The sequence below is a fragment of the Chitinophaga sp. W2I13 genome, from assembly GCF_050434005.1.
Lineage (GTDB): Bacteria > Bacteroidota > Bacteroidia > Chitinophagales > Chitinophagaceae > Chitinophaga.
This window is the reverse complement of record NZ_JBNPWD010000001.1, coordinates 3840180-3854801: the sequence shown is the minus strand read 5'-3', so window position 1 is coordinate 3854801 and position 14622 is coordinate 3840180. Positions and strand designations below refer to the sequence as shown.

The 14622-nt window shown below is 45.7% G+C and carries 8 protein-coding genes; 3 read left to right on the top strand and 5 right to left on the bottom strand.

What is annotated here, in order from left to right:
• Positions 1-8 precede the first annotated feature (8 nt).
• On the bottom strand, positions 9-3230 hold the full coding sequence (locus tag QFZ48_RS16055; RefSeq protein ID WP_429062972.1) for a SusC/RagA family TonB-linked outer membrane protein: 3222 nt from the start codon (positions 3228-3230) through the stop codon (positions 9-11).
• Between the two features lie 342 nt (positions 3231-3572).
• Here QFZ48_RS16055 and QFZ48_RS16050 point away from each other — a divergent pair, with 342 nt between their 5' ends.
• The 3 genes from QFZ48_RS16050 to QFZ48_RS16040 all read left to right on the top strand — a co-directional run bounded on the left by QFZ48_RS16050 (position 3573) and on the right by QFZ48_RS16040 (position 6048).
• Positions 3573-4265 carry a Crp/Fnr family transcriptional regulator gene (locus QFZ48_RS16050; protein WP_429051121.1) on the top strand — a complete coding sequence of 231 codons (693 nt, stop codon included), beginning with the start codon at positions 3573-3575 and terminating at the stop codon, positions 4263-4265.
• An 86-nt stretch (positions 4266-4351) separates the two neighbouring features.
• On the top strand, positions 4352-5317 hold the full coding sequence (locus QFZ48_RS16045) for an MBL fold metallo-hydrolase (RefSeq protein WP_429051122.1): 966 nt from the start codon (positions 4352-4354) through the stop codon (positions 5315-5317).
• A gap of 95 nt (positions 5318-5412) precedes the next feature.
• Positions 5413-6048 carry a class I SAM-dependent methyltransferase gene (locus QFZ48_RS16040; RefSeq protein ID WP_429051123.1) on the top strand — a complete coding sequence of 212 codons (636 nt, stop codon included), beginning with the start codon at positions 5413-5415 and terminating at the stop codon, positions 6046-6048.
• A gap of 61 nt (positions 6049-6109) precedes the next feature.
• Here the strand turns inward: QFZ48_RS16040 and QFZ48_RS16035 are convergent, their stop codons facing one another.
• Genes QFZ48_RS16035 through QFZ48_RS16020 form a run of 4 tightly spaced genes read right to left on the bottom strand, consistent with a single transcriptional unit; the run spans position 6110 to position 14492 of the window.
• Positions 6110-7552, bottom strand: coding sequence for a pectate lyase family protein (locus QFZ48_RS16035; protein ID WP_429062970.1), 1443 nt, complete (start codon positions 7550-7552; stop codon positions 6110-6112).
• 37 nt (positions 7553-7589) lie between these two features.
• Positions 7590-9140 (bottom strand): DUF5123 domain-containing protein, encoded by a 1551-nt coding sequence (locus QFZ48_RS16030; protein WP_429062968.1) that lies wholly within the window; start codon positions 9138-9140, stop codon positions 7590-7592.
• 35 nt (positions 9141-9175) lie between these two features.
• Positions 9176-10984, bottom strand: a complete 1809-nt coding sequence (locus QFZ48_RS16025; protein ID WP_429062966.1) for a RagB/SusD family nutrient uptake outer membrane protein — start codon at positions 10982-10984, stop codon at positions 9176-9178.
• A gap of 28 nt (positions 10985-11012) precedes the next feature.
• Positions 11013-14492: a TonB-dependent receptor gene (locus tag QFZ48_RS16020; RefSeq protein ID WP_429062964.1), complete on the bottom strand. Its 3480-nt coding sequence runs from the start codon at positions 14490-14492 to the stop codon at positions 11013-11015.
• Between the last annotated feature and the right edge of the window lie 130 nt (positions 14493-14622).

Below are 14622 nucleotides of genomic sequence, written 5' to 3'. Positions count from 1 at the left end.
TTAATGGATTAAAAAGAAACATTCAGTGCCACGCCATAACTTTTCGTGTTGGGCGTTGTCCAGAAGTCGATACCTGCTGCATTCGACAAACCATTGCGGCTTCCCAGGTCCGGATCACTACCGGTGTAATTAGTAGACAACAAAAAGTTCCTGGCGGTCAGCGTAACGCTTGCTGCAGATATGTGGGCCGGCTTCAACAGCTGTGCTGGTACAGCATACGTAAGATTCACATCTTTGAGCTTTATCCAGTAAAGATCATGCTCCACATAAAGCCCCTGTATATTGAAAGTGTTACGGTACCATGCCTGCGACAGCACCGCTCCAATGGTATTGGGTTCTCCTTTTGAAGCAGTAACGCCATCAAAAACGGTGGTAGTACCTCTTGCAGCCGTGGAGGCATCCACTCCATTAAACACCATCTGCAACCGCGGTGCATTGAACAGGTCAAAGCCAAAGCGGCCATCCAGTAAAAATGAAAAGCTGAAGGAACCATATCTCAGTTCATTACGCAACCCCGCATTAAAGTCAGGATTGGGGTCTCCGATTTTCGTGAACGTAGTATTTACCAATGGATAACCGTAGCTGGCACTGTTGGGATTATCATCGATGATGGGTTTTCCTGCTGCATTACGTTTTACATCAGTGCCGTAGAATACGCCGTAGGGTTGGCCTGCCTGACCCCTCGCCTCCATCCATATGCCACCAAGACTCACACTGGAGATGTTATCGGCGATATAATTTACACGGCTGATGTTTTTGTTAAACAAAGCGGTGGCTGTCCATGAAAATTTCCGGCCGCTGACAATACGTTGCTGTAAGCTGGCTTCAACTCCTTTGTTAACGATGTTGCCCGCATTAGTAAGCGTGTAGGCGGCACCGGTAGAGTAAGGTAGCGTAACCGGTATAATCTGATCTTTACTGCTGTTGTAATAATAAACTCCCTCCAGTTGTGTTTTATCATGGAAGAAATGCAGATCCACGCCTGCTTCCCAGGTGCTGATGCGTTCAGGTTTAAGATTGGGGTTGCCGATAGTAGCGCTGTAACTGAGTCCCTGCTTGCCATTGAATGGAAAACTGATTCCGCTCTGTATCCATCCGCTGCTGGTGGTAGGCACATAATAAGTTTCAAGAGAATAAGGATCTGCGTCATTGCCTACCTGCGCGTAAGTGGCGCGTATCTTACCAAAATTCAGGATACTGTTATTCAGGTGAAGTGCGTCTGTAAAAATAAAACTTGTACTGGCGGAAGGATAAAAGAAAGCATTTTTACCTTTGGCCAGCGTGGAAGTCCACTCGTTCCTGCCGGTCAGCTCCAGGTATAACCATTTCCTGTAGTCCAGCTTTACATCTGCGTATCCGGCCACCAATTTTCTCCGGATGGTTTGATTAAATGTTTGGGTAGATGAAGCATTGGCGATATTAAAATTACCAGGGATCGTTAAGCCGTCGCCACGGGTATTTACCTGGTTCTTCCAGGAATTATAATAGTTGTATCCCGCTACTACGGTAAGGTCCAGGTCTCTGCTAAGCTTCCGGTCTGCCACCAGTAAAACATCCAGGTTATTGTCTCTCCTGGAATAATTTACGTCATTGATGGTACCGGTACCTACGCCGGAGGTACCGCGGCTAAAAGCGCCTTTCCTCACATCGGTATAGTTGTCGATGCCATAACGGGCAGTGGCTTTTAACCAGCTCGTAATATCCAGGCTGGCTTCTGCAAAAGTAATGAAGCGGTTCAGCTCATCGGTTTGCGGATTCATATTGAGCGACCAATACGGATTATCCCAGCCAATACCGTTCGCGTATGAACGGCTGTCGCCCCACGGCTTGCTGGTGGTAGCCGGCAGCTTATAGGATTCGGGATGCTCCCATGGTTCGGAGTAACCATTGGTGATGTCAAAGTTTGCCGGGGAATTGATCAGCGCACGAACAACGTTGGTATTAAAACCTCCCATTAGAGCCCTGTTACCGGCGCCATCTTTGATGTAATTGAGGCCACCGGATACTTTCAGCCGGTCGTTAACGGTATAGTCGCCGTTAAAACGGAAAGTATGCCGGAAGAAATCTGTTGTCGGAATAATACCTGTCTGTTTCAGGTTTCCATAAGAAAAATAATACCCGGCATTTCCTGTATTTCCATAAAAGCTGATGTTATGATCATTCGTATAGCCGTTAACGAAAAACTGCCCGATATTGTCATACCTGTTCACCGGTATGCCATTGGAGAGCGGGGAGCTTCGCCCTACTATCGTGCCGTTCTTATCAAAGTTGCTGGGCTGTGAGCTGTAAGTGAGTGTATCCAGCAATGCGCCCCAGTTTTCGTCGGAGCCGGTAGTCCCGGGTTTTACATATTGCCCGCCGATGCCATTGGAAAAACTGGTTTGCCGCGGCTGCATGCGGCGGTTTATTTTATCAACCGTAAATGATCCGCTGTAGCTTACCCCAAAAGATTTATCTGTGAGGGAACTGCCTCTTTTTGTATTGATCACCACGGCGCCGTTCGAAGCCCTGATACCATACAATGCAGCCGCAGCGGGACCTTTTAAAACGGTTATGCTGGCAATGTCTGCACTGTTAATATCAATGCCCCTGTTGGATGGTGTAGCCAGGGATACACTGTTTGACACGGGAAGAATATCCTGGATAGAATTATCTACAGGTACGCCATCTAAAATAAATAACGGCGCATTATTTCCCAGCAGGGAACTGTTTCCCCTGATTTTTATGGTAGATGATCCACCGGGAGAACCACCGGAATTATTGATCTGCACACCAGCTACCTTTCCGCTGAGTGCTGCTACTATATTAGGTTCCCGGCTATCTTTCAATGCCGCGGCCTTTACTTCTCCCACACTGTAACCAAGTGAGCGCGTGGCACTCCTGATGCCTACGGCCGTTACTACCACTTCAGATAATGCCTGCTGTTGTTCCAGCTTCACTACTTTGTTCAGGTCGTCTTTTGTAATCAGTACTTCCTGCGACTGATACCCAATAAAAGTAACGATGATGGTTTGCGGCAACTTCAACAGGCTTAGCTGGTAGGTGCCGGTAGCATCTGCGAGCGTGCCTGTGGCGCCGCCTTTGATACGCACGGATGCACCTGGTAGTGCTTCCTGTGTTTTATTATCAATTACTTTTCCTTTTAACAGCACAGGAGCCTGTGAATAAATGCTGGTGGTAAAGAATAACAAGGCAGCACTCAATAGTGTCTTTCGTAAATATTTGAACATACAAAGGGGAATTAGATGTTGGAAGAATGGGACAATACATGGCCATGATGACCACGCCAGGTGTCATTTAAATAATCGGATGTGCCAATCGGAAAGCCCTAACAACAACAGCAACACACGGATGTCACTGTATCCGCGTAAAATTTCCTGTTGCCTCTATTGTTGTACAATAGCTGATTCATTGTTGAAATGTTTATTAAACTGGTTGATCAGGTCGCCCCTGTAAGGCAACTTCAATAAAGAACACTAATTCAGATTTGCTTTGTATGGTGGGGACAAAGACTTTGGTGGTGGTAAATTCTACTAGTCTACTATTATTGTAGACAAATATACAACCGGGTTTTGGAAAACGCAAGCATCCAACAAAAAAAGTTTTCGGAGGGGCAGATTTCCTGCACCGGCAGGGCATTTCGCGGCTACAGAAAAAACTCGCGCGGGGAATATGGCTATTCTTTACTTTTGATTATGGTACATCCATTAAGAACGCATATAGAAACCGTCTGTAAGCTGACAGACGAAGAGTTTGAATATATTTTATCACACTTTACTCCTTTAAAGCTGAAAAAACACAGATTACTGGTGAGAGAAGGTGACTGGGTGAAACACGAGTATTTTGTGCTAAAAGGCTGTCTTCGCTCCTATATTACAAACGCTGATTCGGGCAAGGAATTTACTTATCAGTTTGCAGCAGAGAACTGGTGGATATCGGAGCGGGAAGCTTTTTTAAAGCAAACACCGGCAACTACTGCTATTGAATGTATTGAAGATTGCGAGCTTTTGGGATTGAGCTATGAAAACCGGGGAAAATTAGGCCGGGAGATGTGGAAGTATGAACATTACGTAGCGGTGAAGTCAAATCTTGGATATGTAGCGTTGCAAAAAAGGCTGCAATTAATGATTATGGGTAGTACAAAAGAAAGGTTTGAAAATTTCGTGAAACAATATCCGAACTTGTATAGCCGGATACCCAAAGCTGTAATAGCTTCCTATCTGGGTGTTTCAAGAGAAACCATAAGCCGTTTATACCGTAAATAATGGCAGATTTGTCACATTTTTAAAGTGATAAATGCCCTCCTGCATGGAAAATAAATAGGGGAATTTTGTAGAATAATTTTATAAAAATGAAAGTTCTACATGTATTTTCCCTCAGAGGGATATTCGTATCATTGCTGCTGTTAAACGGTTTGCTTGCTGTAAGATCACAACCGGCAGCGCCTAAATTGCCGGCCCAGCCCGGGTTTTATTCTATGCAGTTAGGCGATTTCCAGGTAATTGCATTGTCCGACGGAACGATTCCTTTAAACCTTAACGGGCTGTTGCATGAAACCCGGAAAGGTGAAGTGCAGGAGCTGCTTCATCAAAACTTCCTTGACACTACTGTTGAAACCTCTATAACAGCTTATCTGGTGAGGAAGGACAATCAGCTGATATTAATTGATGCAGGATGTGGCAGCTTTCTCGGACCAACCCTGGGGAAACTAAAGACCAGTCTTCTTGCTGCGGGTTTTCATGCGGAAGATATCAGTGCCATATTGATTACACATCTTCATGCGGATCACGTTGGCGGACTTATAGACGGCGATAAAATCATGTTTCCTAACGCCACTATTTATATCAGCAAGCCGGAAGCGGCGTTCTGGTTAACATCTTCCAATAAACAAACCGCCAATAAAAGAGCGCAGCCTTTCTTCGACCCGGCACAGGCGGCTCTTACGCCGTATCAAAAAGCAGGTAAGATAAAATTGTATGATCCGGGTACATCAATTTTTCCGGGCATTTCGTCTATCAACACACCCGGCCATACTCCCGGTCATAGTTGCTACGCACTGGAAAGTAAAGGACAAAAGCTCGTTTTCTGGGGAGATGTTATTCATGCAGGCGCAGTTCAATTCGCCGATCCCTCGGTAACTATTGATTTTGATGTTGACTTATCCGCTGCAGCTGAAATGCGCCGGGAAACTTTTGAAGATGCAGCTAAAAGTGGCTACTGGATTGCGGCGCCGCATCTTTCCTTCCCGGGAATTGGGCATTTGCGCAGTAATGCACAGCATTATCAATGGCTCCCCGTCAATTATTCCATTAATTAATTAGTTTTTAACAGCGTAAAGCAATTATCCAGTAATGCAACAATGTTGCACTACTGGATAATTGCTTATCTTTATTCTCAAAAAGCTGGTTTATCATGGAAAATTTCTGGGAATCGAGTTTTATTGAAAAGCAAGAGATGTGGGGGTTTGAGCCATCCGAATCTGCCATTTCAGCAAAAGAATTTTTCTTAAAAGAAGGTATCAAAGACATACTGATCCCTGGTATCGGGTATGGCAGAAATGCCAAATTATTTGTAGACAACGGTATCAAAGTAACGGGCATTGAAATCTCCAAAACAGCCATTGATCTGGCAAAAGGCCATTATGGAGATCAAATGAAGATCTATCATGGTTCAGTAACCGAAATGCCGTTTGATCAGCATTTATATGAGGGCATCTTTAGCTACGGACTAATTTATTTGCTGGATAGCGAAGAACGGAAAAAGTTTATCCGTGATTGTTATAATCAATTGCAGCCGGACGGATACCTCTTCTTTTCAGTTATTTCAAAAAAATCTCCTAACTATGGAATGGGTACACAAATAGGCAAAGACCGCTTTGAAGCTACAAAAGGAGCCCAAATATTTTTCTATGACGATGAATCCGTAAAAGAAGAATTCGGGAAATATGGATTGGTAGATTTCTTTGAAATTGATGAACCCAATAAAATGATGCCGGGCAAACCTGCCTTCCGGTTTATCATTATAAAATGTAAAAAAGAACGCGCTTAAAGAAAAGCCCCGTCCTGAAAATACAGGGCGGGGCAGTAACTAACTGTTATGGCGGCATATACTACCGGCGTGTAAGACTGTTCAGATAATTTTCCAGGTTGGTATAACCATTGGCAGCATATCCGTTGCGATCAGCCGCATCATTGGGGTTAAGGCCGTTAGCCGTTTCATAACCGTCGGGCATCCCATCATGATCGCTGTCGGCAGGCGCCGGCAAAGACGTTAACGCTGGCCAGGCATTTACGGTTTGACTGTATGGTGTTCCATGAGGATAACCACCCTGCACATCAATGATACCACCGGTTCTGTTGCGTACATCATTTACTATTCGCTGATCGAGCGTATCACGGCCCGGTAACGAACAACCCGCACGCTGTAATACCGATTCAAAAGCATCTGCTGCTGGTTCCGTATTCACCGCATAACCATGATTAAATGGTGTGGACACCAGTACCTGTGCAGGATTAGTGGTACTCACTCCCGCAGTGTTATCAGCAGTGTTACCCGGCGAGCCATCTACATAATTCCCATTCACATACCATTTTCCAAAGGTAACCGTGGCACTGTTACTGGGATTGCAAATGCGGTACTTTACCCCGCTTCCCGTATTGGGACCGTATTTATAATAGTTATTGACGACGTTATAGTTTCCACCTTCCCCACCATACACCGTGTTGATCCCCCAATTGTAAAGCACATTATTCCGGAAGTCTACATTCTCTATTCCCAGGGTAGAAGGCGTATAAGTGCTGATACCGGCAAAGCGTGGATTACGGTTGCGGCAATGCGCTATCAGGTTGTGATGCATGCTCCCTCTTTTCGCGCCCCATATACCACCATAACCATGACGCTCATAATCAGTATCTCCCGTTTCAAAATGGTAGGAATAATTCAGTGGCTCCGAGATCATGCACCATTGAATGGTGAGGTTATCGCCACGGTAAATAGTCAGCGCTTCATCGTTGCTCCAGCTGGCGGTGACGTGATCAACAATAATGTTGCTGGGACCCGTGCCACCAAAAGCATCATCACCACCACTGCCGTCTACCGGGTTACCATTTGCATCCAGTTTCTGCTGATTCTTATCGCCCAAACGGAAACGCATATATCGAATGATAACATTGTCGCCGCTGATATGCACGGAATGATCCGCCACGCAAATCCCGTCACCCGGCGCTGTTTGCCCTGCTATAGTAGTATTGGCTTTTATACTGAGACCGGAATTGAGATGGATGGTACCTGAAACACGGAACACCACGGTGCGGTAAGTAGCGGGCGCTGTTAAAGCGTAACGCAGGCTCCCTACCAAACCGTCGTCCAGCAGATTGGTTACTTCAAAAACGGTGGTTGGCACTGTGGCCGTGCCCCGTCCTCCTGTGGTAAACATGCCTGCTCCTTCAGCCCCGGGGAAGGCTGGCTGCTGCGCATACAAAACAGGCGTCTTGAATAAAGACAGCAATACTAGCAGGCAACTCGCCAGCGGCTTGATTCTGGTATACAACATATAAGGGATTTGCTGTTTTCAAATTGATGAAAAAAATTTATCTCCACCTGGGATCGCCGGTACTGTTCCGGCCAGGATATGCATTATCTGCAATTTTGAAATCGCCAATACCAGGCGCCTGCCACAACTGTAGCGCCGGACGGGTATAGGTGGTGATGTTCGGGAAATCATTACCGGCCGACAAGTGATCGGACGTACGATAGTTATTACTGGCTCCAATCACAGTGCCGGCGCCCGCCCTCACATCTTTGACGGTAATAGCGCCTTTGCTGTCTTTCCCAATCCCGAAAATGCAATTGCTTACTGTAATTCCATTAGCCACCTCATTGGCATTATAATCAACATAATAATTTTTGCTGTTACCCAGCGGCGCCTCACTAAATGTGCAATCCGATATGAGTACCGCAGCGGAACCCTGCGCGCTGGCAATCACGCCCTCTACTTTGTAAATAGTGCTGTTGGTGATGGAAATATGATTGATCCTGCTGGAAGCACCGATATTCAATATAAAATAATTGCCTATACTGTCAATGATACAATTATCGATAATAAAATCATTGACGTTGGTAGTGCCCGATTGAAGCCTTACCATGCCCCGGAATATTTCTGCACGGCTGTTAACGAATTTTATTTTGCCCACAGTGGCGCTGTTACTGTTGTTAAATACATAGCGTCCTCCGTAATTATCTCCCAACAAATAAATGTCATTAAATTCAAGAGAATCAATTACCGTCCCGGCTTCAAAATTGAAATTGCTGGTAAAGAAAATCTTCGCCTGCGTGGTATTGGAGAGGTCCGGAGCGCTCATGATAACAAGCGATTTATTTAGGCTGACCGTGGAAGATATATTATAGGTTTCCCCTCTTTTCAGCAACACCGTACTACCGGAAGGAATCAGCGGCAACGTATCAGCCAATACACCGGGTCGTCCGGTGATGGCGGTTAAATCTACAATAGTACCTGAAAACGGCGCTTTGGTAGTAAAATCCGCATATCCCCTTTCTTCGTTGCCACTATACAGGAATATAATGTACCGGGTAGAAGCTTCCAGGCCTTCGGCTACTTTGAACTCGTTCACCAGGTCCCCTGCAGTTAACGCGACAGTTGATACCAGGGCATTATCAGCAGCCTTCACAATTTTTATGGACGTTACGGCAGCACCTTTTGTTGTCCAGCGTACCCGCACCGAATTATACGTGATATCGTCGATACCCGGCACTTTCAATATGGATGACAAGGTTTTAACAGCGCCCAGGTCAGACCATTTTGAATTGAGCAATGTATCAGCAGCAATGGCCTTTACCCGTACCTGGTATAATTGGTTGAACAATAACTTTTTCACGACAGCTGCATTCGTATCTAATGACAACGACAAATCGGTAGTCCGGAAGGTATCCCGGCTTAACTCTAATGCATAAGCAGCAGCGCCCGCAATTTTTTGCCAGGACGCAACAACCGTGTTGGAATCGGCGGTTAACTCACCGGCAATCACTGGTCTGAATAACCTCGATGGCGCAGTGTCGTCCTTCTTTTTGCAGGATATATAAATACAGGAAGTTATTGCAAGAATGACAGAAATCTTTTTCATAAATTGACTTATTTCCCCGGAAAAAAATGTGCTAATTAATAACCATATTCATTCTTCAACGTACCCAAACTGTTCGATATCACAGAACTGTGTAGAGGCAGAACGTAGCGTACCGGTGTATTCCCCGTATTATCACTATATCCTCTCCATTGCCAAAGTGTGTAATTCGCGGGGCCATCGGTGGTTGTATTCCACAGGTTGCGCATCCAGTTTATTTTGATATTGTATTCAGCCGGAACAACACCGGATACTTTCTGGAACCGGTTTAGAAAGGAAAGGGTCTTGTCGCTGTTCCGTTTTGCATACAGGTAGTCGGCAAGATGGCTGTATATACCAACACCCGCTATCGCGTCCTGCCCCATCTGGTTCAGCACTTTCCTGGTTTCGGCAATTTGTTTCCCGTACAGGTTCCATCTTACCAGGTCAAACTTCCGCACCATTTCACCGCCCAGTTCCCAGGCACGTTCATTCACAATAGCATTAAAGAACAATTGCTTGCTTCCGCCAACGGCAGTAATATAAGTTTCTACTTTATCCCCCCACAACGCAGGAGGAAAAGCGCGCTGGCGAACTTTGCGTAAGGCATCCTTTGCATCGCCGGTAGGGCCATACAGTTCATTCTCACTTTCTGCCAGCATTAACAGCACATCGGCATAACGCATCAGCGGCCAGTTAATACTCGTGCCTTTTGATGATGATGGCCCCAGCGGTGTAGGCACCAGCATACGGTTCCATTTGTTTATAGTGATAGAAGTAGGCCCTGTGGATACCTGTGCCAATGTATCGTTATAAGCAATGATGGAACAGGTGGCAGCAAGCCGGAGGTCGGTTGTATCAAATGAGTAATAATAAGTAGGCGTAAGGCTCATTTGAATGGTGGTAGCGCCAAATGAATGATAACTGATTCCATTCGTTACACCTACTCCCACGCACCAGCCAACATCCCCAAAACCAGGGGCATAGGCCACTTCGTACAATATGTCACTGTTTAATGGTTTAATGTATTTGTTCTCATTCATAAATACAGTAGCAAAATCGGTTAACATTCTTGGCTTCATGCTTACTAATTTTTTACTGTAGGTATTAGCTATCTTATAATATTCCTGGTAATCATCTTTCCGTTTCATGATCATATCAGGATAAAGCCAGTAACCACCACGGATAAGCGATAGCCGGGCAATTAAACCCATTGCAAACTCCCGGTTAATACGCTCAATGCCATTATCCAGCTGATCTGCCCATTGCATTTTTGATTCAATGCCTATCAGGTCGTTGATCAAAAAAGTCAGGATAGAATCCCGTCCCGTCTTGGGCAGGTAAAAGTTATCCCCGGCGCGGGATGGTTTGATACTAAAAGGCACATCTCCCCAGTGATGCATCAATAACATATACCAATAAGCCCGCAAGACTTTTACTTCTCCCAGCAAATTGAGATACGTCGCATTTGTTGGATCTTTTACCAGGGAAATGGTGGTTAATCCATGTTCACATTCATTGGCTTTATTGATAGCGCTATACGCGTTGTTCCAAACGGTGAGCAGGTCGTTGTTGGAAGTAGTAGCTTCAAATGACCACAGGTCACGGCGCGCGCCATCGGGCGAAGCACTTACCGAATTCCCTACTTCCACGTCGGTATTACCGGCAAAAAGTGTGGACACACGCGATGTAAACGCATCCTGGTTAAACATCGCATATACCATGTTCACTGTTTTCGTGGCGTCCGGCTCAGAGCCAAAAACATATTCTTCAGAAAACCTGGAAGCAGAATCAGATGTGAGATATTTCTTGCAGGAAACAAGCAGCAGAAATAATATAACGGTGGAAAAATATAAAGGACGTTTCATTGTTTTTTTATTAATGTCATGCTAAAAGTCAGAAGGTTACATTTACGCCCACAGTATACGAGCGGCTTTTGGGAAAGCCCGAGTAGTCTACTCCCGGCACCAGCTGATTATAACCATTGCTCCTTGTAGTGCTAACTTCCGGATCGTATCCGCTGTATTTTGTCCATACAAATGCGTTGTACACCGTGGCGTATATCCTGCACCTCGTCATGTAAGCGTTGGAGATTATTTTTTTGGGTAAAGAATATCCCAATGACAGTGTATTTAAACGCAGGAAAGATCCATCTTCAACAGCCCCTGAATGGAAATAAGGCGATGCAGTACCCATTGAAAAGGGCGACCAGGTTTTAGGATTAGGATTCAATGCTGCAAGCTCTTTCAGATCTGTCACCAGGTTACCCTGCGCATCGATATAGTGGAAGCGGTTGTCGTAGCTGGAAGTGCTCAACATGTTACCATAAGTGGTTCTGTAAAGCATGTTGAAAGAAATTTTGCCGGTGTTATAAACGTCATTACCGTACACCCAGTTAAAAATAGCCGACAGGTCAAACCCCTTATAAGTAGCATTCAATCCGAAACCGCCGGTAGCCTTTGGCAATGCGCTGCCGATAACGGTACGGTCACTGGCATCAATAACGCCGTTGCCATCAAGGTCTTTTAACTTCAGCACACCCGGCCGCAAACTGATCCCGCCCAAGTCCTGCTGAGCGGCGCCTTCCTTCACGATGTATTTCCTCGCTACCGGATCGTAAGAACTGAAATCATCAACGGTATACATACCGTTCTCCACATATCCATACATCAAACCGATGGTGCGGCCAACCATCAACCTGTAATCGTCAATGCCTTTCAGATCGGTACCGGCCCAGTTAGAGTTGAACGACCGCTCGTCTACTCCATCCAGTTTATCAATTCTTGCACGATTGATGCCTATATTAAAATTGGCGCTTAACCGGAACGCTTTCTTATTGATGATATCAGTGTTCAGCGCCAGTTCAATACCGCGGTTAGAGGTTTGTCCTATGTTTCGTTGCTGCGTGGAGAAACCCGTCGTTTGCGGAATGGCAGATTGCACCAGCAGGTCTTTAGTGGTGTTGTGGTAAAAGTCGAGCGTTGCCGATATCTTATTATTGAAAAGATCGAAATCGAAACCAACGTTACGGGTAACGGTAGTTTCCCATTTAACATCCGGGTTTGTTAACTGTGAGCTGGCATAGGTGTAATACGGATTGGGTATGTCACCGGCGCCATAAGGACGGTTACTGCTCGGTGCAAATAAAAGCCGCCACTGGTCAGATGCAATATTGTTGTTACCTACAATACCATAGCTGGCCCTGAACTTCAGATCAGAAACAAACTTTACATTGTTCATGAATTCCTCCGAAGAAATACGCCAAGCAAACGAAGCCGCAGGGAATATTCCCCACTGTTTTCCAGGCGCAAAGCGTGTTGAACCATCGTAGCGCGCCGTTACATTCAAAATATATTTTTCATCGAGCTGGTAAATGGCGCGGCCGAAAAATGAAGCGGTTTTGTCCGGAGCAATTTCCGTTGTGCTGTGGATATCTTGTGTGCCCAGGCCCATTGTGGCAAACAGCTTCTCAGGCGTAATATCCATACTAAAATATTTCGCCCGGTTATACTCTTCAAAACCTTTTCCTCTTGACAGTATCTCCTGCCCTACCAGCAAATTCAGGTTGTGGCGGGAACCTTTCTCCCATTGATAATTAAGGGTATTTGTCAGGCGATAATCCTGCAACCGTGTTTGCGTGATTTCTCCCAATGGCAGGTTGCCGCCTTCGTTCCTGGCGGTACCGGTTAAAGGTCCGTAGTAACGGCGGTTCTCTGAAAAAGTCATTCCTAAACTATATTCAGAACGGTAAGTAATATTTTTAGTGATCAGCCAGGAAGCGCCGGCATTCACGTTAAAAATGCGGCTGGTACGCTTGCGGTAATCCTGTGTGGATAATTCCAATGGATTTATCAGGTTGCTCAAAAACTGTTCATAGTCATCACTGCTGCCGGGATCAATAATAATCATATCGGCAATTCCATTTACAGGACGCGTGGTGATACCATCTCCGATGCGAAAGCTGGCGCCCCCGGCCGAACCCGCGCCATTTATAACAGGATGCGTATAACGCATGGATATATCGAGCTTCAGGGCTTTGGAAATATCATGATTCAATTTAAAGTTCAGATAATTGCGTAAATAGTTGTTACTGGAAATTAAACCTGATTCTTTATTGTAAGTGTAGTTCAGGGAAAATTTTGTGTGGTCATTTCCACCCGTCAGGCTGATATTATGCTGTTGGGAGAAAGCAGGGCTGCCATACAGTTCGTCCTGCCAGTCGGTTCCTTTCTGGGATTTGTAGATGTCCAGGTCATCGTAAACACCGAAGTATTTGGTGAAATTATCAACGTCGCTCTGGCTTCTCAGCCTTGCATACTCATATTGCGCAAGTACAAATTCGTACGGGGAAAGCACTTCCAGTTTACGTGGCAACTGCCTCGCCTGGGCAAAGCCGTTATAGGAAATAGTAGATTTACCACCCTTGGCACTTTTCGTGGTAACAATTACAACACCGTTAGCGCCTGCTGCGCCATATATGGCGGCGGTGGCCGCATCTTTCAGGATATCGATACTGGCTATGTCAGATGGCGCAATGTCATTAATATTATTCACCCTGAATCCATCCACAATAAACAACGGATCGTTACTACCGGTAATAGAGCCCCCGCCACGAACACGTATTACAATCTCCGCTCCGGGTTGCCCGTCAACCGTAGTAACCTGTACACCAGGCAGCCGCCCCGTGAGCGCCTCCGCTACATTGGCTACCGGCGCTTTTTCCAGCTGCGCCCCGCTGATGGAAGACACTGTGCCGGTTAAGTTCTTTCGCTTTATACTCTGGTACCCGATCACCACCACTTCATTCATGTTCTTATTCTCTTCCTGGAGCATAATAATGATGGGCGACTTGCCGGTAGCAACAATTTCTTTCGACTGGTAACCAACATAAGAAACATACAGTCTTGCGTCTGGCCGGGAAACATTCATACTAAAGTTTCCGGCTTCATTGCTTAACGCTTTATTATTAGTTCCTTTCTCTACTATAGTAGCGCCCGGAAGCGGCTCCTTATTGCTGCCGGTTATGGTGCCGTTTATGGGGATAGCCGTACCGCCGCGGGAAGGTGATGTCCCTTTAGCAGGCAGCTTTTCTGATACCACAATAGTTTTTTCCACAATGGAATAGGTGAATGGCAATTGTGAAAAGCAAAGTGCTAACGCCTGTTCAAGTGTGGCGTTGCCAACAACAACCGTCACCTTGTTTGCATTATTGAGAAGGCCGTCAACATAAAAGAAGGCATAACCCGTTTGACGGGTTATCTCGCGGAATACTTTCTCAACCGGGGCGTTTTTTTCATTCAGGATAATTCCCTGTGCGGAGATGTTAGCGCCCGCCTGCAGGTAAATCATCACCAGCAAGGCAAAGGTTAGTTTCATAACTTTCTGGAATTTATCGCCGGCACCGGGACATAACGGGGCGGCGGGAAAGCATCTCTTTAACGATGCTTTTCCAAAGACAATCGATGACATAATTTATTCCTCTTTTGGTTGAAGAAAATAGTGGTGC